This is a genomic window from Polaromonas naphthalenivorans CJ2 (assembly GCF_000015505.1).
Taxonomy (GTDB): domain Bacteria; phylum Pseudomonadota; class Gammaproteobacteria; order Burkholderiales; family Burkholderiaceae_C; genus Polaromonas; species Polaromonas naphthalenivorans.
Genome location: NC_008757.1, coordinates 132,042 through 154,185, shown reverse-complemented (window position 1 = coordinate 154,185; position 22,144 = coordinate 132,042). Strand labels below are relative to the sequence as shown.

At 60.3% G+C, this 22,144-nt stretch carries 10 protein-coding genes; 6 read left to right on the top strand and 4 right to left on the bottom strand.

Annotation, left to right across the window (positions count from 1 at the left end; all coding sequences use genetic code 11):
- Window positions 1–2: 2 nt before the first annotated feature.
- From zorA to PNAP_RS21185, 6 genes are all read left to right on the top strand, one after another.
- Entirely contained in the window at window positions 3–2,324 is a 2,322-nt protein-coding gene (gene zorA / locus PNAP_RS25220) for an anti-phage ZorAB system protein ZorA (RefSeq protein WP_198140733.1), read from the top strand.
- Window positions 2,321–3,028 carry an OmpA/MotB family protein gene (locus PNAP_RS21205; RefSeq protein WP_011797922.1) on the top strand — a complete coding sequence of 236 codons (708 nt, stop codon included), beginning with the start codon at window positions 2,321–2,323 and terminating at the stop codon, window positions 3,026–3,028. The genes zorA and PNAP_RS21205 overlap by 4 nt, the downstream gene beginning before the upstream one ends.
- Window positions 3,016–4,836, top strand: coding sequence for an EH signature domain-containing protein (locus PNAP_RS21200; protein WP_041377541.1), 1,821 nt, complete (start codon window positions 3,016–3,018; stop codon window positions 4,834–4,836). The genes PNAP_RS21205 and PNAP_RS21200 overlap by 13 nt, the downstream gene beginning before the upstream one ends.
- Window positions 4,833–8,612, top strand: coding sequence for an SNF2-related protein (locus PNAP_RS21195; RefSeq protein ID WP_011797920.1), 3,780 nt, complete (start codon window positions 4,833–4,835; stop codon window positions 8,610–8,612). Before PNAP_RS21200 ends, PNAP_RS21195 begins: the two co-directional genes overlap by 4 nt.
- 347 nt (window positions 8,613–8,959) lie before the next feature.
- Entirely contained in the window at window positions 8,960–10,522 is a 1,563-nt protein-coding gene (locus PNAP_RS21190; protein WP_011797919.1) for a hypothetical protein, read from the top strand.
- The gene (locus PNAP_RS21185) at window positions 10,519–13,020 is read left to right on the top strand and encodes a phospholipase D-like domain-containing protein (RefSeq protein WP_011797918.1); all 2,502 of its coding nucleotides are present in this window, start codon (window positions 10,519–10,521) and stop codon (window positions 13,018–13,020) included. Before PNAP_RS21190 ends, PNAP_RS21185 begins: the two co-directional genes overlap by 4 nt.
- A gap of 6 nt (window positions 13,021–13,026) precedes the next feature.
- Here the strand turns inward: PNAP_RS21185 and PNAP_RS21180 are convergent, their stop codons facing one another.
- From PNAP_RS21180 to PNAP_RS21165, 4 genes are read right to left on the bottom strand one after another with little or no spacing between them, the layout of a single operon-like run.
- Window positions 13,027–14,922: a hypothetical protein gene (locus tag PNAP_RS21180; protein ID WP_011797917.1), complete on the bottom strand. Its 1,896-nt coding sequence runs from the start codon at window positions 14,920–14,922 to the stop codon at window positions 13,027–13,029.
- On the bottom strand, window positions 14,919–17,360 hold the full coding sequence (locus PNAP_RS21175; RefSeq protein ID WP_157040462.1) for an AAA family ATPase: 2,442 nt from the start codon (window positions 17,358–17,360) through the stop codon (window positions 14,919–14,921). Before PNAP_RS21175 ends, PNAP_RS21180 begins: the two co-directional genes overlap by 4 nt.
- A gap of 24 nt (window positions 17,361–17,384) precedes the next feature.
- Complete coding sequence (locus PNAP_RS21170) at window positions 17,385–18,824, bottom strand: hypothetical protein (RefSeq protein WP_011797915.1); 1,440 nt, start codon at window positions 18,822–18,824, stop codon at window positions 17,385–17,387.
- Complete coding sequence (locus tag PNAP_RS21165; RefSeq protein WP_011797914.1) at window positions 18,811–22,137, bottom strand: DEAD/DEAH box helicase; 3,327 nt, start codon at window positions 22,135–22,137, stop codon at window positions 18,811–18,813. The genes PNAP_RS21170 and PNAP_RS21165 overlap by 14 nt, the downstream gene beginning before the upstream one ends.
- Between the last annotated feature and the right edge of the window lie 7 nt (window positions 22,138–22,144).

The window sequence follows — 22,144 nt, the reverse complement described above, 5'->3', positions numbered from 1 at the left end:
CCTTGCGAAGCCCTGCCCTCAAGGACGAGCGCAATCCCGACCAGCTGTCGCAGGTGTTCGAGAAAGACGCTCACTTGGCGCACCTCTGGAATGAATACCGCAAGACGCTGTACGACGCCATGCCCACATCGGGCGGCGTGGTGGCGCCGCAGTGGCGCTCCACGGTGGCGGCCGAGAATTTCTGGAACGGGCAACTGGTGGTGGAATCCCGGGTGCACGCCGAGTTTTTCAAGCACGTGCCGGGCATCTTTACGGGCCTGGGGATCATCGGGACATTTCTTGGCCTGATCGAGGGCCTGCGCAACTTCAAGGTGAGTGCCTTGACGCAAGGCGGAGATGCCGCCACCCAGGACTCGGTCGCGCAAACAGCGCAAAAAAGCCTTGAATCGCTCATGCACTCTGTGGGCGATGCATTTCTCATCTCGGCAGCGGCCATCAGCTTGGCCATGCTGGCGACCTTTCTTGAAAAGCTGCTGCTCAACTCCCTTTACGCCAAGGTCGACTACATTGCCCAGTTGCTTGACGATAAGTTTGCAGCCGCTTCCGCGGAAAAATTCCTGGAGCAGACCGCGTCCTACACCGAGGAATCGGCCACCCAACTCAAGCAGCTCAAGGGCGAATTAATCAAGGACCTCACGCCCATCCTTCACGAGTTGAGCGACAAACAGTCCAAGATGCTCGAGCGGCTGGCGGGCTCCTTTCAGGAGCGGATGAGCGAAGCATCGCACAACCAGATTGAAGCCTCGCGGGACAACACCACGGCCATGGCCGACACGATCTCAGGCGCCATCACCAATGGACTGTCCGGGCCCCTTGAAGAAATCAAGGCGGCCGTCAAGCAGGCATCGGGCGATCAGTCGGCGACTGCCATCAAGATGCTCCAGGACGTGATGGTGAGCTTCAGCCAGAAGCTCAACGACCTCTTCGGCGGTCAGATCAATGGCATCAACGAACTCAACCATAAAACGGCCGAGACCATGCAAAATGCCGTCACCAAGCTCAACGAGCTGGTCGCCAACCTGCAGGAAGCCGGCCGCAGTTCGAGCGCTTCGATGGGCGAACAAATGGCCAGGGCCTTGAGCGACATGGAAGCCAGGCAAGCGGCCATCACGCAGTCGACCCAGCAACTGGTGGCTGAACTCAAGCTGGCCATCGAGCAAAGCCATACGGCGACATCTGCCGGCGTGCAGAACTCCAGCGACGAGATGGCCCGTCGAATGGCCGAATCAATCGAAAAAATGGAGCAGCGCCAAGACAGCATCAACGAGCGCACGCGCGAATTCGTCGAGCAAATCAAGGCAGTGGTTTCAAGTTCCCAAAACGAGACCGGTACCAAGGTGCAAAGCACGCTCCAGGCCATCGGAGACCAGGTGGGCGACATGCTCAACCAGTTCCAGGCGGCGCAGCAGGCCGCTCTGGCCACCGGCCAGCAACGCGAGGCAGACAATGCCAGCAAGACCGAGTCGGCCGTGGCCGCGCTTGCTGCGCGCAGCCAGACATTCGTTGACGAGGTGGGCCAGCTGCTCTCCAGGAGCCAGGCCGCTACCGACGCCGGCGTTCGATCCACCATGCAGGCCCTTGGCGGGCAGGTAGGAAGCATGCTGCAGGAGTTTCAGGGCGCCCAACAATCTGCATTGGAGTCCGGACGCCAGCGAGAAGAGCAAAACGCCCAAAAAACCCAGGAACTCGTCAGCGCCATGGTGGGCTCGGTGGAAAGTCTCGTCCAGCAGATCGCCCAGGCTTCCGCCCGGATGCAGGAGAGCGTGGCCGCACTGACCACGACGACGACTTCGGCCATTTCCCGACTCAGCGATGGCGCCGACCAGGTCAACTCGGCCGCGCGAAACTTTGCCGCGGCCAGTGACAAGGCCGCCGGCACCATCCACCAGGTGTCCAGCGTTACCGGACAGCTGTCGGACCTGACAACACATCTGACGGCCTCCTCCACGGCGCTGCAACAAGGCATCCAGGACTACCGATCGCACCGCGAAGCGGTCGCCGCGATGGTGGCAGAACTCAATGGTTTGGTGAACAACGCCAAGTCAGACGTCAGCATCACGTCGAACGTTCTGCAGCGCATTGAGCAGGCCAGCGACAAGCTTGCCTCGGCTCATTTTGAGACTGAAAAATTCATGATGGGCGTCGCGACCGTGCTGGCCAAGGCCCATGAGGAGTTTCGCGTTTCCGTCACCACCAGCCTGGGCAAAGCTAACCATGAGTTCCAGCAGAAGCTCTCGGCCGCTGTCGGCATGCTCGGCAGCTCCATCAAGGAGCTCGATGACGTGCTGGTGACCGCAACGCCCAAGAAGAAAGCCATCGCATGATCGGCTCACGCGCTCGCACCCGGCGAGGCTCGCAGGGCGAAGCCGAAAAACCCTTCTGGATTTCCTTTGCCGACCTGATGACGGCACTGATGGTGTTGTTCCTGGTGGTGATGGCCGTGGCGCTGCTGGCGGTGACCCGTACCGTTTCTGCGCGGGAAGCGCTCGAGGCTCAGCACAAGAAAGACGTGGACAATTGCATGGCGCAGGCTGTCACCGCGGCCGAGCGGCACAAGGGGGTGAAGGTTGATCTCGACCGCCGCGTAATCGACTTCGGCGACCGGGCGCGCTTCGCTTTTGGCAGCTCGGTGCTGGCGCCGGAGCAGGAGGCGGTCTTGCGCCGCTTCGTTCCCGAACTGCTTTCGATGGCGCAGACACCGAGCTGCAAACGCGTACTCAAGCGCGTTGTCGTCGAAGGCTACACGGACCGTGCCGGCACCTACCTGGGCAATCTCAACCTCAGCCTGATGCGCAGCCAGCGTGTCCTGTGCGCCATGTTCACCACCAGCGGCGCTGATGCGTTGACTGAGGCTCAGAAAGATGCCGTGCGCGATGTGTTCCTGGTGGGCGGCTTTGCCTTCAATTCCTCCAAGGACACGGCAGAGGAAAGCCGGCGCGTCGAAATGCGTCTGGAATTCCTTGGCGTCGAGGAAAAACCGATTGCGTCTCCTGCCACCTCAGGCAACTTCGGGGCATGCGCCATCTGATGGACCTGCTCAACCTCTTTTCCTCGATGCTGAACCAAGCGGCGCTCAACTCGCCGGTGGATGTGCGTGCCAGCGACGACATTGACAAGGTGCTCCTGGCATTGGAAAAGCAGGTCAAGTCCGGAGGACGAAACGACGAACCCAAGGACCTGCAGATCGAGGCGGTTCGCCGCTTCTGGAAGACAGGACACGTCGAAACCTTGCGCGAGGCCCGCCTGGTGGCCTTTGGCCTGGCGGTGACACCCTGGGATGACCGGCGCAGCCTGATGGAAGACAAGCGCCTGTTCGGATCCGCGCTTGATGCCGTCGATGCCTGGCAGGGTGCGCCGAGACAGTACCGAAAATGTTTTCAAGGACTGGTGCGCAGCTACTTCGACTACGACGGCATGGGCCGGAGCACGCCCGACGTTGGAAAGGTGAACTGGCGCCAGCTGCGTGATTATTTGAACAGCAACGCAGCCAGCATTCGCGATGCCAGCCTGAATCCGGACTGGGTGAGCTGTACCTTGTCGAACACGGGCCTCTTCACCGAGGAGCCCTGCGCTGCTTATGGCCCAGACTTGCTGGCAGGCAACAGCGACCTTGTCGGTGACATCCGCAAGCTGCTGGGCATCAGCGACGGCTCGTGGTTCACGCGCGAGCTCATCATCGCGCAGATCCGTCAAGCAACGCAACTGGGCGATCAGGCATTCCATGCTGCCGTGAGCGGATTGTTGCGCCTGCTCGGCGGCAATGAGGTTTTGCGCGACCGTGGCCTGCAAATCCTTCTTGACCGTTATGCCCTGATTCCACAGCCCCCCCAACACCCGTCCCTAAGGGACTATGCGGTCACCTGTTGGGGCAACCCCTGGTTGCCTTCCAACCAGGACCGCTGGGGCGGCGTGCAAACGGCTGCGCGCCAGATGGTGTCGAACTGGCTCAAGCTGGAGTTCATTGAACTGTTTTTCACCAAGCTCGCCCAGGATGGGCTGAGCGATACCCGACGCGTGAAATTCTGGGCCAAATACGTGCCTGCCATTGAGGAAATCCACTTCGCACTGGGTCCTCACGCGATGTACTCACGGGAGCGCGACTTTGTCGAGCTCAGGGACAAGCTCAAGGGACTGATCGTCCCCTTACAAGACAACATCGCCGCCAACAACGCGTTCATCATGACGATGGGCGATTTGGTCGCAGTGGAGTTCAGCGGGGCGTCGAATGCCTTTTACGGCTACAACGTGAAAAACCGCATGCCGTTTGATCTGACGCAGCCGGTACGCACGCCTGTCAATGGTCAAAATTCCTTAAAAAACAGCTCCAGAGCACTTTATCTGCGTCATCAGGACAATGTTTTAGGCTTCAATGGCTGGGAAGGTCGCTTCCAGGACGAGTTGAGGACGAAGTTCAACATCCGCCCCGGGGTGACATCGCCGCAGCGGGTCGTGGTTGAACGTCAATGGAATGATGCGCCAGCGCCGCCGCATCCCAAATCACCGCAGACACCGCTCTTCGCCGCACGCACCTTGGCTCCTGCTGCCTCAACGCGGCCCATGCCACGCACCTTCACAACACCAGCTCCAGTTCCAAAATCGACGGCTCCGGCCTTCGCCACTGATCAGTCTGCCCCTTTTGCCCCCGATCTGCCTTTCACCATGGACAACCTGCGTGAAGTCTGCATGCGAATCGGGGCCTCGGTGCAGGACCGCTCCGACAGAGGTGGCGCCCTCTGGGTGATGGCGCCGGCCCACATACCGCATATCCGGGAGCTGCTGACGAACTGGGGTTTCAAATTCACCATCGGCAAGGGCTGGTGGAAAAAAATCGAATGAATATCCTGTCACTCTTCAAGAAGGCGCCTGCCCCACAGGCAGCTCAAGCGCCCGGTTGGCTGCGCAGCCTGGATGCCTCGGGCATTCATGTCCATCGGGACAAGCGTGCTGGCGATCATTCCTTGTCTTTCCCCACGCTGACTGGCTTGATGACCCAGCTTTCGGATGACGGACTGACCCAGGAGGATGAGCACGGCCGCTATTTCCTGGCCTGGGACTCGCTTTACGAGGCGATGGACCTGCCCGGCTATGCGGAGTTGTCGCAAGCCCTCGATTTACCGGCGACCACCGGCCTGCGTCCGACCCTGAGCAGCCGCCATGCGTTGACCGACAGCGATTTTTCGATCTCGCTGGGTGCCTGGCGGGATGCCAGTGGCAAGGCGGTGTCGCCCCATCATGTCGGCCCCGTGCTGCAACTCAATGGCAAGGCAGAGCTGATGAGTGCGCCGCAGTGGGATCTGTTCAAGCGCGTGGTGGCGTTCGCCGAGCGCTTTCCTGAAGACCACACCGATCATCGGCAGCGTCAGGCCTGGGGCCAAATCCGCAGATCAGCGCTGGCTGCGAGCGCTCACATGAGCGACTTCCTGGTCAAGACCGTCGTGCTGACGCCAGAGCGGCTGAAAATGGCCTTTCGCAAGTCCGACGCCACGGGCAAAGACACCGTGGTCGAAGTGATCCCCGGATTCGAAGGGGCTCCGCCCAACTGGCTGGAGCAGTTCGACCGGTTTGACACCACCCTGGACCGCTACGACCTGCCCATGGACGACGGCGGCCTGGTGCAGATCGTTCTCTCCCCGCAGGTCAAGACGGTCCTGCAGCAGATCAAACGGTTTCCGGCGCGCCGCGTGGCCGGCTCCCGTGCACAGGCCTTTTTGCTCAATCCGTTCGCAACCCTTGGTGAAGCGGCCAGCGAGGTCATCGACGAAGCGCAATTCGAGCAGGCCCGCGAAGATGCGGGGCTCGAATTCGAGCGCTTCACCCCTGTCATCGAGCGTGATGGTGCAGGCTTTGCGCAGAAGGTCGGCATCCTCATCGAGTCGGCGTCCTCCAGTGGTCCCACCGGCTCGAACACGCAGTATCTGGACGACGCAGAACTGAGGGCCTTCATCGCCAGCGTGGAGCAGGCGATCAGCCGCGGCCTTCAGCTGGCATTCTGGCAAGGCAGCGAACTCGAAATCCTGGGCGACACGCCCGACCACCTCCATGCGCTCAAGCAGGCCCTGGCGCAACGCACCGAGCCCCGCCTGCTGGTGACCCATGCACAGGTGCATGACCTGTCCCATTATTCCTCTCGTGTCGAAGGCATTGGCGTCGAGCCACCCTACTACTCGCCCTACATTGCCAAGAAAAAGGAAGAGGACAGCTGGTTCCCAGAGAACGTCTTTCCGGTCATCGCCTTCACCCCTGAAGGCGAGCATGAAGCAGTGACGGTTCCCGTGAACAACCATGCCCTGGAAGAACTGCGAGACCAGACGCAAAAAGCCCAAGCCGCAGGCAAGAGCGCGGTGGAGCTGCCCTGGCTTCCCAAACCAATGCCACTGGCAGAAGCCCAGAGAATCACCCAAACCTTCGATGAAGTTCTGGAAGACGTCAAAAAAGGAAAATTCGACCCGGACCGCAAAGGGGCGACCAAGCCGTCCGCACGCAAGACCTTGATGCTGCGCGCCAACATCGAGACGGTCGATTACGAGGAAAAACGGCGGCAGGCCATGATCGTCGCGCTGGGCGAACCCACGATTTCGAACTCCCTGAGCAAGGACCACCGTCTGCTCGGGCACCAGGAAGAAGGCGTGGCCAAGCTGCAGCACCTCTACAGCTTGCGGCACACATTTCAGGTTCGAGGCATGGTGCTGGCCGATGACATGGGACTGGGAAAGACGCTGCAGCTTTTATCGCTGATGGTGTCCATCGTAGAAAGCGATTCCAATGCAGCGCCCATGCTGGTGATCGCACCGGTTTCCTTGCTGGAGAACTGGCTCGAAGAAGCCCACAAGTTCTTTCCTGGAGCCCTGCGCATCCTGACCGCCTATGGCGATGCGCTCTCACCCCTTCGCGTACCGCGGGAAAGCATTGAGGAGCGGCTCAGGAACGAAGACGGCCTGGTCCGCTTCCTCAAGCCCGACTGGGTGGGCAATGCCCAACTGGTACTGACCACCTACGAAACCTTGCGCGACCTGGAATTCTCGTTCGCTACGCAGCACTGGTCGCTGATGGTTTGCGACGAGGCCCAGCGCATCAAGAACCCGGCCGCCATGGTCACGCGCGCTGCCAAGAAGCAAAATGCCCAGTTCAAGATTGCATGCACCGGCACGCCGGTCGAGAACACGCTGGCTGATTTGTGGTGTCTCTTTGATTTTGTACAACCTGGCCTGCTCGGTGCGCTCAACGACTTTGGTCGCAAGTACCGGCGTCCCATCGAGATCGATGCACGTGACAAGGAAGGCCAGACACGCATCGAGGAGTTGCGCAGCCTGATCGAGCCGCAGATCCTGCGGCGCACCAAGCTGGAGGTGGCCAAGAACCTGCCCAGGAAAATCGTGGTCGACACTTGCAGGCGCTTGCCGCTTTCATCCACGCAGAGGAACTTGTACGCCAAGGCGATTGGCGACTTCAAGAAACGGGCCGATCCCTCGTTTCGCACACCCTTTAAGAATCACCTTGGGCTGCTGCACTACCTGCGGCTGGTCTGCACTGACCCGAGGCGTCATGGCTTGAGTATCTTCAAGCCCGAGCCCATCTCGCAATACCGTGCCTCAGCGCCCAAGCTCGACTGGCTGCTCAATCAGCTCGGACTGATTCAGTCTCAGGGCGAAAAAGCCATCATCTTTTGCGAGTTTCGCAACATCCAGCGCTTGCTGCAGCACTATATCGAAGAGGTGTTCGCCTTGCAGGCCGACATCATCAACGGCGATACCTCGGCGTCTGCCAGCCACTCGGCAAGTCGTCAAAAGCGCATCAAGGCCTTTCAGGCAAAGCCGGGCTTCGGCGTCATCATCTTGTCACCGGTTGCGGTCGGCTTTGGCGTGAACATCCAGGCCGCCAACCATGTGGTCCATTACACACGCACCTGGAACCCGGCCAAAGAAGACCAGGCATCCGACCGGGCCTGGCGCATCGGCCAGACCAGGGACGTCTACGTCTACTGCCCGGTGGTCGCGGCTCAGGACTTCACCACCTTTGACGTCAAGCTCGACCAGTTGCTCGAGAGAAAGCGCTCGCTCGCCGGCGACATGCTCAACGGCTCGCCGGACATCTCGCTGGCGGAGTTCAAGATCGAGGACGTTATTCCGGATGCGGACGTCGGCTCGATCGATGAGCGCGTGACCCTGGACCTGGCCTTGCGCATGGACTGGCGCCATTTCGAGGGCCTGGCTGCCGCTTTGCTGTGTAAACGCGGCTTCGAAACCGTCTATTGCACGCCTGGATCGAGCGACAACGGCGTGGATGTGGTGGGCATCCGCGGGAACCTGGGCGAACTGGTTCAGACCAAGACCTCAGCTGCGGACGATCGAAGTTTGAACTGGGACACGGTCAAGGAAGTGGTGGCCGGCGAAGCTTTTTACCGCCGCCGCCATCCAGGCGTCACCTTCAAGAAAGTCGGCTTGACGAACCAGCATTTCAACGTCCAGGCGCATGAAAGCGCCGTACTCAACGGGGTCGATCTGATGGAAAGGCGCCATCTGGGTGAAATGCTGGAAAAGTACCCGGTGACGATGCTTGATGTCGAGCGTTTGCTCTATACCGAATGGTCCGATGCCGACCTTCATGCGTTTTAACTCAGCGCCAAAACCCTTCCATCAAACCCTTGGTGCGGCTACCCAGGAATTGACCCAGGTGCCGTACTCGTTGACCCATGCATGGCTAGGCAAACCGTTGCCTGCATTGGGATTGCAAGGTGATGTCCGAAGACAGTGCAATGCCGGCACCTGGATCAAAAGCGCATCGGAGCCAACATGCGTGACGACCTTCCACATGAATTCCTCCGTACACGGGCCAACCACTTGCCCGGAATGCGTTAAGACTTCGACCTCATTTGCCGAAGATTCCGGTGCGCGAAAGCTTCGACGCCACGTATACTTTTACACGGTGATACAAACCGACTCCCCACATAGACCATGAACACGTGAACGCCCGCAGCCTGCCTCCTGAATGGACCGATTCGACCGTGAAGAATGGCGTTGACCCGCTGGGCATGCAGAACGCCAGCGTATCGAAGTACCAGGATCTGGTCCCGGGCATCAGTAATGTGACGCTGCGAATGCGTTACTACGGCCTGTACGCCTGGCTGTCGGACCGCTACGCCCGCCAGGTGGGCGTCGGAAACATCGAGACATGGAAGTGGCATGTTAGGCGGGCCGAGTTGCTGTACGCACTCGTGGCTCAAAAAAAGACTGGGGAAAGGGGCGTGGCTGGCACCAACTGGGCCCATGTCGCACTGAATCAACCGACAGGTACCGTCGACTTTGCCGCCGGTGCAGATCCCATGGCTCCCAATCCGTACCTGAGGCAGGAATGGGGCGCGTATGGGGGTGCCTATTACAGCCAGCTGGTCGCCACCGGGGTGCTCACCAAGGCCGATGGACACCCGGTGCCGGTGCCGAGCGAGGCCTCAGGCGATCGACTGGCACGGCTCTTCGGTGACGCACGAGCCGAGCTGGGAGAAACCTTCTTCGACGTTCTGACGCGCGGCAGCGTCACACACGAGGAGCTGACACGACTGGCCCCGCTGGCCCCGTCAGCGATCCCGCCGGACAGCCAGGAACGCGCCGCTTACGAGGATCTGTTGTTTTGCCGCATGGCAAACACGCCGGCCGGTGACCAGAACCGGAAGATGACGCTGATCCTGCTGCTGCAGCTGGCCAACCAGATGGGCTCCTGTCCGACTTCGACCGATGTGCGATGGAGCCTCTACACTGGCCAGCTCGCCGATGGGCAGCCATTGCAACTGCACGACCCTGCCTTGCGCGCCCATCGAGACCGCTGGTGGCTGTACCAGCTCGACGACCTGTGCCACATGTGCCTGGAGTCGCTGCTCAAATACACGCTTGACATCCTCGAGGGGTATCCCATCGGCCTGTCAATGCGCGAGTTGATCGCGGAGGCGACGCAACGCATTGCCGATGAACGGCAAGCACCTGTAGACAGCTGGGCCCAGTTCACCACAGGCACGGCGTCAGCCGTCGGATGGGGAAGTTCCAGCGAACCAGCCACCGAATACCACCGCCTCGAGCGGCTGCTCCGTTCAGCACGCCCGAATGCAAGCGTCCAGGCAGGTGATGCATTGAACAGCCTGGAACTGCTGGTTGTCCTGAGCCAACGGGCGAAAGCCGACAGCGCTGGGTTCGTAACTCAAACCGCGAAGTCCGACAACGATGGCGCACGCTCCATCCATACCGAGATGGCCTTCCTCGACAGCGTTGCACAGCGCCCTTTCAAAGAAGTCGTTGCCAGTCTGATTCGCGACCGAGTGCTGCACCGGCACCTGTGGGTCGCGCTGCGCAAGCTGCGGTACCAAGGCGAATACACCTTCCTTGTCGAGACCGATGAGGGCCGTGTTCGCCTGCGCCGCAAGGACGGCCCGGTGCAGACCACGCCGCGCCTGGACACCTCGATCGACTTCCTGAAAGACATTCACCTGCTGGACTCAAAAAGCATCACGGACCTTGGGCGTCGACTCATCCAATGAAGCTGTATGAGGCATTTGCGGCTCGGGGTTATCACACCAGCGTCGTCACCACATTCGGTATCGACTTCGATACGTACGAAAACGTGGCCCTTGCGCGCCTGCGTGGGAATGGGTGCACGAACAACCTCCTGCTGGCCGACCACAGGATGCTCGCGCTGGCCCTTGAGAACCCTGTGGCACTGCCTCGCTTGGCTGGTCGCTTCTACAGCCTGACGGGAGTTCGTCCCGAGGGATCGGGGGTCTACCACCCGAAAATCCTGCTGCAAATCGGCCGGACGCAGGGCCGACTTGTCATCGGTTCCGCCAACATGACCGCCGCGGGTCTTTCCGGCAACCTAGAGGTGACGAGCGAAATCATTTGTGACGAGAGCGAATCGCCAGAGCAAGCGGCCCTCGTGGCTGCCTGGCGCTTCGTGCTGCGGCATGCCGACCGGGCACAGTCGGGCATCGAACGCCAGATAAGCTGGACCCTTGATCGCGCGCACTGGTTGAAGACTGCGCTCAACCGCCCCCATGCCGACGGTCCTGCAACGCCCCGGTTCTTCTCCACAGGCTCTGGAGCGGGAATTGCCACCCGCTTCGCCGAGGCCATCGGGCCAGCCCGTGTAAAGCAGCTCATCGTTGTCAGTCCCTATTGGGACTCCACGCTTCAGGCGCTCGACCATCTCGTCGGTATTCTGCAGCCCGAATCGGTCATCACGCTCATCCAGAAAGACATGCAATTGTTCCCTGGGCCCCAAGCCGGACGCATCCCGGGCTTGCGTGTCATCGACCTTGCAAGCGCCGGGGTGAAACCCGCCAAGGACCGGTTTGTCCATGCCAAGATCATCATCGCGCAGACGGCCGACGCGGACCACGTGCTCGCTGGCAGCGCCAACTGCACCGTGGCCGCCATGGGCAACTCAACGTTTGCGGGGACCAACGAGGAGGCCAGCCTGTACCAGCTCCTTCCGGCCGGCTCCATGATCGAGTCCCTCGGTCTGCAAGCTGCGATGTCGGCGCAAGCAATGTCCTCTGACGAACTGGCCAACTGCCAGTGCGTTATGACAAATGAGATCGCGCTCGACGAAGGTGAGCGCCTCAATCCTGGGCGCTTCGAACTGGACCAGATGACGCTCTTCTGGTGGCCCACCAAGGATCAGGATGCTGACGTCGAGCCTTCCCTGCTGCAGCTCTTCGACATCGATGGTCAGCCGCTTGCCATTGCACTTTTGGCCCTTCCAGGCAGCACTGGCACCGTGCCCAAGCGCTTTCGGCTCGGCGCTTTCTCTCACCCGCCGCGGTTCGCCGCAGTGCATCGACTGGACGGAACGATATCCGGCTTGGCTGTCATAAATTGGGCCGACCAGTTGCAGCAAGCCGCGCGTGAGGTTCGGCGGGGACCAACCGAGCGAGCGTTGCAAGACCTGGACGGGGAAGAGGACGAAGGACTCTGGTTATTGGACGTCATCGATACGCTGGAAGCGGCAGAGCGCGCCGAGCGCAACGACGCTCGTCCAGTTGAAGAGAGCCTGGATACCGCCACGGCACGAAGCATGGCTCGACACAAGCCCAAGGAAGAAGACCTTCCTGCCTCCACCGCAGCGGTTGCGTACGACCTGTTCATCGCTGGCCGCCGGGCTCACGCCGACGAGTTCAAGGTGACCCGGAGTTCGCTTGGTGGCAGCGAGCTAAGTGCCGCCCGAATCTTCCTGAACCGCCTGCTGAAGTCACACCAAGAGGTGTTCTTCGACAAAACGGAAGACAACCAGGCGCTGGAGACGTCCTTGACAGACAAGAGCCAGACCGACCGCGAAGGCGATGAGGACCAACTGGCTTCGTTGCCTGCATCCACCACCCCCATGATCGGATCCAAGAGCATCCCCGAACCCGACGCTGAACGCGAACCGGAGAAAAAGCAAATCCGAAAGACAGACACGCCGCAGGATTACGCAAGGTCGGTCATGAAGTTCACCGAACTTTGCAAAAAGCTGGCGGATTCCCAAGGCTTGGGGTCCGCCCAGGCGCTGAAACTGCGCATCCTGTTGTCAGTCATCGCCGGTGCGGGCACGTCTCGCAGCGAGCGCACACTGGCCAAGGACCGCAAAGGCCTGCACAAGCACCAGATACTTCCTGCCGATGGCGATGAGGGATGGATGCGGCTGATCGGCATCCTGCTTTTCACCTTTTTCGGACAATCCCGGCCGTTGGCCCGAGCGTTCCAGCTCGACGCAAGCCTGGAGCAAGTTCCGGATGACTTTCTCGAAGTATGGGCCACGTGCTTTTGGGTTGCGATCGCGCGCAGCCTGGCCACCGTAGACGGCAAAACAGGCGGATTGGATGAGCAGGCCAGGAAATTCGCCGACCTGGTCTACCGACTCACGGCGTTGCGCCCGGACGAATTGCGCGGAGAGATTGTCCTGTCGATGCTGACGCGGCTCAATGAACGCTATGCTGCTCGGCTTGGCGTCGATGGAAACGAACTCCTTCGTCTGCACGGCCTTTTCATTCAGGCCTGACGGCCTCTACGAAACCCACTGCTTTTTCTGTGTGGACTGTGGAGGAAGTTGCGCAAAAGAAGCCGGCCCAATCAAAAGTTCTCGACTCCCGATCTCAGAAAACGGACGCTGTTGAGCGCCAAGCCGGTACGCTGCCTGCAGGGTACCATCGCCTGATCGCTGAAACGTCCAGGTGTGACCACAGCCACAACTGGCCTTGAATCCATGTGCAGATTTTTTAAAGTCACTGGGTGCTACGGATTGACCACAAAGCCGGCATTTGGCCAGCAGTTTGGCCTGATCCAGCGCATTAGTGATTGCATGAGTGGTTTCCTGGCTGGTCTTGCCGGCACGCATGAACTCTTCCAGTTTCGCTCTGACTTGCGCGTCTGGTGCGCCGATGATGCTGAGTGATCGCCCGTCAACCTTGATGAAATTAGGCGCAGCATTTTTGCAATCGTTGGCTAAGGCTGCTGGCACATTCTTGACGTGGAACGGATACCGAATCAGCAGTTGAGCCAGCAGCCATCGCTCGATCGCCTGCCGCACACGCTCAACACCATAGAACTGCAACGGATTGAGCACACTGTCGCTGCCTGTTGCGCTGTCATCTGCCTCCGTCTCGTCTGGATGGCAAAACAACACACAGCGATCAAGCTTTTGACCCTCCCAGTCACGGCAACCACGCCAAGCAGGTACCACGGTCAGCTGCTCAACTGACCCCGTACCGGTGCGCAGTTGCAAGATCCAGTCCCCGCGCTCGCTGCGCAGTGTCAGTGTCGATGGGCCGAAGCGCCAGGATGCCCCTTCACCCTGCGGATCAACCATCTTGCTGGCATGCAAGGCATGGCGAACCAGCAACCCGGTATAAGCGCTGTAGCGTTGAGCCCGTTGCCGCTGATCGTTGAGCCAGTCTTGCGGGCTGCGTGCTTGCTGAAGCAAGGTGGAATGGGCGAGCAACCACAAAGGCCGCAGATGGCGGTAATGGGGGTCATGCTGCAAAATATTGGTGCTGCGCAAAGACAGCGGCACCTGCTGCATCGGGGGAATTGCCTGAACTACCGTGCTTCGCTGAAGCTGCGTCACCTTGCCCAAAAGTGCGCTGATTTGGTCGCGCGTGACATGCACCGATTTGCCGGCTCCAGGTTGATCGGCAAAAGACCGACCCCAGAGTTCACACAAGTCATGCCTTAGACGGTGGTCAAAGTGCTGGGCATTCTCCAGCTTTCCAGCTTCAGCCTGCTTGGACAATAAGGCATCGAGATCGCGCAGACGCTTGCGCAGCGTTTTACGAAGACGATCAAGCAGTCGAGCGAAGACAATGTTCTCATAAATTACCAGTTCGTCCTGGCTGATCTCCGCCTTGAGCCGTCCTGGCACGACGCCCGTGATCTCGCGGCGGATCCAGTCCTCGGAATGCGAGGCCAGACGCGTCACCGCATCCACCGCCATCCGCTGGACGCGGGACACGGGCAGCATTTCGGTGTCGTAACGCATGTCCATGCGCGGGCGCTTGGCGATGGTTTGCAGATGTCCTGCCGACAGGGTTGTTTCCAGCAGTCGCTCCAAGGGGTACATCTGCGCCAACTCTCCCAGCTTCGTTGGCATCACTGGCGATGGCAGACTGTCCCCCGGGTTCATCGATTCCACTTGCTCGGCCACAGCCAGCACGGCCGCGTCAATGACAGAACCAGGCGTCTGCCCGTCCTGCTCAGCGGGAGAAGTCCTGAAACTGCGGACCTGCTCATCGGACAGACTTTCCGTCAGCAGGCAGCGGCTGCCGCCGTCGCTCCACAACACTTCACCCGCCTGCAATAGGAGGGTCCCGTTAAGACACACCGGTGCAAGCAAGCGGTAGCGCCCGGGATCCACTTCGGCAGGCAACTCCACATCGGCGCCGACATAGCGGTCAAAGACCTTCATCTGCCCGAGTCCAGGCGCTCGATGTCGCTTTCGAGTGCGGCCAGGCAACGGGTGGGTTCGCCCGTGAGCTCGCAGTCCTCCCACATCACTCTCAGTGCATCTTCCACCTGATGCAGTTTGTTTGCATCCACGTCATGCCGGCCGATCACCTTGCCATCGCGAAACATGCGGCTGGCCAGCAGATGGTCCACGGCCAGCGCTTCAGAGCCGCCCGCTTCCAACACCACCGGCACGAAGCGCTGCATCTGCGACTCCAGCCGATTGCCCCAGCCCAGTCTGAATGTTTCGCTGAGCAAAGTAGTCAGGCTGCTTTGGTTGATGAGCGTCTGTAGCTCGGCAATCTGATCCTTGTATTTATCGCGAGCCTTGTTGAACTGCCGGTTCAGGCTCTCAAAGCTCCAGCTCGCACGCGACTGCGGCTTGGCGATCTTTTCTTTCACGGTGTCCTGCTTGGGCAATTCCAGCACAAAGGCCCGGTCATGCGTCTTATCGGCAAATGCATTAGTGGTTTCATCGTGGTTGGCCGTGCCAATGAACCAGAGATTGGGCGGAAGCAAGATGTCGCGTCCATTTCTCAGCTTGGTCGGTGCACCATGTGCAGGTCGTGCCTCCATCAGGTTGATCCAGCGATCCCGCTCGCTCAGTTCCATCGCCGAGAGGAACTCGGCAAAATATTGCTCGGGTCGCGACAGGTTCATCTCGTCCAGCAGCACGATGTGAAGGCGATCCTGATCAGCTTCGGTCTGTGCGCGGTAGAGGGCTTGCAGCGTGTTGCGCTCGTAGTAGCGCTTCTCGAAAGAGTTGAAGTGGCCCAGCAGGTCGGCGCGCTCACGCCAGCCCGCCTGCACCGGCACAATCGTGCATTCCCCGCCCACCGCCTTGGCAAAGGCCGTCGCCAAGCTGGTCTTTCCAGTGCCGCTGATACCCTGAAAAATGTGCAGCTGGCTCATGGCCAGGCCGCCCACGAAGAGCTGCAACTCCTCCTTGCGAAAGTGCAACTCTTTGCCCGGCTCGGCATACAGAATGCGCGCTTGCAAATCGCCCACGAGGTGCTTCAGCTCTGGCACTGGATCGGTGTGAACCGGCTTGATGAGTTCCAGGTCCATGCGGGTCAGTTCAGGAAATACAGTATTTTCCTTTTGCTTGCTGAGCATTCCATCCACATCGCTCTGCAAGCGATCAACGACATCGTGCAGCAGTTCCCGATTTTTTTCTAAGACCTTGCGTGCCTTTTGCCAGTCTTGCTGTTCTGTGACACTGCTGCGCCACACCGACTCGCGATGACGTAAATCGAACAGTTCATTTTCATCTTTCGTCAGCCGCTCTTGAAGCCGGTCACGCTGGCTGCGCAGTTCATTGGCGTCATCTTCCGAGCGATTGGCGCGCAGTGCCTGCACTTCCCGATCCAGAGCGCGCTTGTCCTGCCGCAAGGCATCAAGTTCATCCAGCATGCGCTGCGGATCGTCTCCCACCTGATCACGCAGACTCTCCAAGCCATCGAGTTCTGACTGCTGCTGGTCTATCCTGTTGTGCAGCTTGTCCAGATCCTTGAGCCTGCGCTGGAGTTGTTCCTCTTTGTCATCCAATTGGCGTTGAAAGCCTTCCTCAATCTCCTTGGTGAGCGACGCGCACCTTACCTGGAGCAACTCCTCGTTCATCTGCTGGCGCTCATTGCGCTTGTCCAGCTCCAGCTCCAGCGTATTGAGCCTGATTTCCCGTCCGTGCAGCGTGGCGGCATGTTGCTCGGCACTGGCCATCAAGGCTTGTGCATCCAGCCGGGCTTGGGCCAGCAATGTCTGGCGCTCCTTGTCCATGTCGGCAGGAAGGCGGTTTCTCAGCGTTTCCAGATCGGACACCTGCTTGCGCAGCTCTGCGAGCGACTGCTCACGCTCGGCCACCAGGCCACCACGCAGTTCGGCCTCCCGAACGGTAAGGTGTTCTTCCTGGCGGGTGATGGCCAGACGGTGTTGCTGCAGTCCGGCTCGCTCGTTCTCCAACGCTGCCTGGGTGGTGCGCAAGTGTTCACGCTCTGCACTCAACGCAGCATGGCCATCGCTGATCGCTTGGTGTTCGGCGCCAAGTCGGGAAATTTCCTGCGCCAGTTTGGCGTCCCCAGCCTGCTGCTGCGCGTTGAAATCCGATTCCGCAGCGACGAAGCGCTCATGCGCTTCCTTCATCTGAGTTCCAAGTTGTGTGAACTGATCAGTAAAGACCTGGAACCGAAGCTGCTCTGGTGTGGGCAGTTTTCCCCATAAATCCTTGACCTGATCTTCATCCCAATGTGGCGCATCCATTTTCAGCACAGGGGCGGCCTGTTTAACCGTCGCAAACATTCGCCCGAACAACCCACTCGGCGCAGATGAAGATGCAGGTGCGGGTGTCGTACCCGCAGCGTAAGCTTTTTGGTTCGGATAATTCGGTTTATTCTTTTTTGCCATGAGGTGTGATATTTAGCTTTTTTATTAGAAATAAGGTTTGAATTGCTCGTGCCATGCCAGGGTGAAGTCCGCCCATTCAAGCATTTCGTGGCGCTCCATGCTCTGGCCGCTGGCGTGGCTGCCCTTGTTGCGCTTGTCCACCAATTCAAGCACCCGATCCCATTGGAGGCTGTTTGCCGGAAGGTGGCGCAAGGGGTGGTCGGCATGCTCATGCGTACACAGCAAGGCGCCGAACAGCAGAGCCTTGAAAGGGCGGTCTTTGAGCATCACCGCCAGCCGGACCACTTTGGCTTCTTGACCACACAAGATGGCGATCACTTGGCGGCTCAAATCAGCCCGCAAAGGCAACTGGCTCAACAACTCGCTCCCGTGTTGGCGGCTCCAATGCGTACGGGGCCAGTCACTGGCATCCACCGGCCAGCGCTCCAGCAACCATTTCACAATGGCCTCCAGCAACGATGCGCATTCCTGCGCCAGGCTGTTCAGTTCTTCCTGGTGAGTCCTCTCCTGCTGCTCCAGCCGGCCACGTTGACGCATCACACGGCCCAAATGCTCACGCAGAAGTGCATGCTCGGGCTTGGTCAGGTGGGGCATCGCGGCCAGCTTTAGCTCAACCTGAAGTTCGGTCTCCTTATCGCTGGCGCCGACTTCAGGCAAAAGCTTTCCAATGCGCTCGGCCAGCTGTGCAAACCTGGGCAATTCCTTTTGCAAAGGCTCGCGCAACCATTTTGCAGCCCCAGTTAAATGCCATGGGTCGCTGACCAGCCAGGGCTGCGGGTCATCCGGATTGATATACAGGTCGCACCAGACCCTAGCCTGCATCGGCTGGTCACCGACGAAATCGATGTCCTCGCTGCTGAAATCCGCCACGAAGCCGGTATCGTCCTGGCTGGATTGCGCCTGTGCCCGCTGGCATTGCCGCCAGGCTTGCAGCACCAGTTTCTTCTCAGGTGGGCCCGCCCAATCTCTGCGAGGCAGCAGGAATGGCCGATCCACCCAGCCGCTGTCACGGTTGAACATAAACTCCGGGCGCTCGGCCCTGCCGCCCTCGCGCGGCATCACCTCTGGCAAGTTTGTACTCAGGCGGGGAAGCCATTGGCCAAACACGGCGTCTTGAAATGCATACTGCAAGGTCAAACGCGGTTCGCGGCCAGTCTCGCCCTTGAGCAACTTCACGCCTTCCGGGGTAACGTGCTGCCGCGAATCCACAAAACGCATTGGCTGCAGTTCCTTGGCGATGATGTAGGCCACCAATTCCGGCGCCAACTCCAGCAGGCTTGCCAGCCGATTCAGGTCGCGTTCGCCTGCATGCAGCAAACCCAGGATGGCTTCCTGAAAGACATTCAGACGCAACGATGCCTGCGGTGCCAGCACCGTCCAGACCAGCACCGGCCAGAGCAGGGGCAGCTTCTTTCCACGTGGGGAACGCCCGTTCCAGCGCAAATAACGCTCAGGCGCTGACATGCTGAGCCTCCTGTTGGCAAAGTTCCAGAAAGGCGTTCATTTCGGGGACGGCCTGGCAGGCCGCCTTGCCGCTGAACATGGCCTGATCACCCACAGCCACCAGCAGCCGACGCTGGCGGCTCATGGCCACGTTCAGGCGATTCGAGGTGCGCAGGTGGCCGTACTTGCGGCTGGCTGGCTTTTCATAAGCCTCTTCGCTGTCCGCCTCTTCACGCAAGCCCAGAGGCAGTGGATTGCTGCGTACCACTGACAGCACCACCACATCGAACTCCTTGCCCTGGAAGGCATCCACCGTGCCGATGCGCAGCCGCTCGGCGCACTGCACATTGGCCGCATGCTCGGGACGCACCCGCCAGCCACCCTCCCCTTTTTCGGAGATGCCAAGCCCAGCGAGTTCCTCGAAAATGCAGTCGCGCTGGGCTGCATAAAAGGTGATAACCCCCACGCTCATGTCCTGCTGCAATACCGTCAGTAGGCGCTGGACCTCCCGGGCGACCTGCTTCGCCTCTGGCCGGCGGCGCCGGCTGGTGCCATGAGACTCCTCGCGGCCTGCCTCTGCAGACACATCCCTCCAGGCACACACGGCCCCGCCAAAGCCAGGTACTTCTGCGATGAAGTCTTCGGCTTTGCGCCCAGAGTGCACTTTGCCCAAGCCGGCGTTCTCGTAGAACTGCTGACTGACGAAATCTCCCAGCCTGGGATGCATGCGAAACTGGGTGTCGAGCATCACCACACGCGAAAAACCATCGGCCGCTTCGCGCTGCTTGAACTGGCGCCACAGGCGCTCAAACAAGCTGTCCTTGTAGGTGTTGCTGTGCACCTGATCGCCCCGCTCGGCACGGATGTCTTCCTCGATGTCCGTATCGAGCAGGTGCGGGAGCTGGCGGTGGTCCCCCACCAGCACGATGCGTCGCTTGGCCAAAGCCATCGGAATAAACAGATCCAGTGGATTGGCCCTGGCCGCCTCGTCGATCACCACGCTGGTGAACTGCATGCCGGCCATGGAGTCGCCAGCCGTATTTTTCAGCTCGCTCATCTGGCGGCTGGCTGACTGCTGGCAGGTGGCCCCCACGATGCTGCTGTAGTTTTCGATCGCCTTGCGCACCCAGCCTGGGTGGGAACGAAAGGCATCTCGGTAGCGTTCCAGTACCCCGTACTGATGGTGGCGCGTGGCCGCCACCTTGTCAGCCAGTTCTGTGTGCAAGCGTTGCAGCAGCGCGAGAGTTGATGCGTCGAACTGCGAACGAACAGTCGCAGAACGCGAGTCAGGGCGCAGCCGATCGAGCAACTGGTCACGCAGGACGGCAAGTTCTGCCAGCAGTGTTGGCTCCACGGCGTTCAGGCTGGAGGCACGTTGCAGCAGCGCCTTGTCTTGCTGGGTCAGCAGGCCAGGCACTTCCTGGAGCAGCCCCAGTGCAATGCGGGCGCGCTGCGGCCCATCGTCTTCGAACGAGCTCGCCAGGGTGCGCAATCCGCGCACCAGGCGCGTCAACTGCCTGCGCCGCCCCGGCATCAGGTCGTGACCGCTGGTCGGCTGGTCGGCTGCATGCTCGCGGTATGCCTCCCAGTCCGTCTGCCAGCGCGATGATGGCCGGATGCGGGCCTCGGTCGCGAGTCGGGCCAGCAAGCCTTCCAAGGCCAGAAAGGATTCCTCGCGCCGAGATGAAGGCGTGCCCAGGATCAGCAGACTGTTGAGCAGTTTGCCCAATTGCTGCAAAAGGGCCTGCGTGGGCTCCTGGCTACTAAGTTCATCGAGGCGTTTATCGAGAATCACCTCGTGTTTGTGACACCACGCCTGTACTGGGTCGACTCCTTCTTGTCGGCTCGATCGCCCTACTTTCACCGCTGGCAGACCGTAGACATCGGTGCGGTCCAACGCGTTTTCGACGGCATCATGCTGAAAGCTGGAAATTAGCACTTCTTGCGCAATCACCTGACCCTCATTGAGTTCAGCGAGTCTTCGCTCCAGTGCCGCGATCACCTGGGTCTTGCCCGTGCCTGGCGGGCCGATGATCAGCGCGACGTCCGGTGTGTTCAGCGCCACGCGGATCGCTTCTTCCTGCTTGTCCGTGGCACGGCCGCTCTTAAAACTCTGGCGTGCGTAGACAGTGAGTCCCGGAAGACGAGATGGGCGCTGGGTTGGCGTGGGCAAGTCCTGCAGAAGATTGCGCAGGGCCGGTACGCCCAGCCCGGCCTCGATGGCGCGCCGTGCATGCTGGCGCCGTTCCTGCTGCGTGCGGTTTCCCGCCAGCGACAGGTACACGTACCCAGCCTGTGGCGGTCGTGTTCCGGATTCTCCCTCCAGAATCAGGTGCTCGGCACGCCACTGCGGTTTGCCGCGAAACAGGCGCCGCTTGTCGCGCACACTCAGATCGGTGTAATGCTCGCTGCTCCAGTCCGGCGCGTCTTCATCGATTTCAAGCTGGTCATCATCACCAGCCAGAGTGCGCCAACGCTGGGAAAACTCTTTCAATTCATCACGCTGCACGCTCAGCCGCCATCCGCCGCCTTCCTCGCTGGCAGGCTGGCAGGCGCTGTAGCGCAACGCCTTGAGCTCGGATGCTCGCTGCACATCCTTGTCCCATTCTTTCTGGCCGTAGAGATGCCATAGTTCCAAATAAGTGCCGAAACTGTTGACTGCTGCATCGAGTATTGCCCGCTGCGCACCGGTTTGCGCCTGCATGCCCTGGCTGGCATCGACGAATCGGTTATGGCCGTTGAGCAGGGCAAAAGGTTCGTCACTTTCACGTCGACGCTTAGCAATGCGCTCCACCCAGAGCGCCTGCTCGGCATCGCGCTTCAAGTCCACCACGTAACGGCGCCCGACCAATTGCATCTGCCGCTGATCCTGCCGAGCATGGATGGCCATGAACACGCGGCTGGACGAGCCATCTTCTGTCGTGCAGACAAATTCCTCCATCAGCCAGCGCATTGCTTCGGCGATGTCGGGCTGCCCGATGAGCTGCTGCTGATGCAGGCTGTCTGCCGTGCGTTGATCCGCACCGAAGTCCAAGCCAGGCTCGCACTGGCAGGTCTGCATCGGCACCAGGCATTGAAGCCAGACCATGCCGGGCTTGACACGCACCAGCAGCCACAAGGCATCGAGGTTCTGGGCATGAAAGTCCATCGATCCAGACTCCGATGTCAGTGCCAGGGCCGTCACCTGATCGTTTTGCCGTAGCAGCAATTCGTCCTGTCGCAGCCGCAGCACCACTTCCTGGCCGACTTGCCACTGGGTCGGGTCGAAATCCCTGGCCGTCACGCGGGCGCCGAGCAGGTCCTTGAGCATGAAAGGAGTTTCCTGAAGTTTCATGCGTATC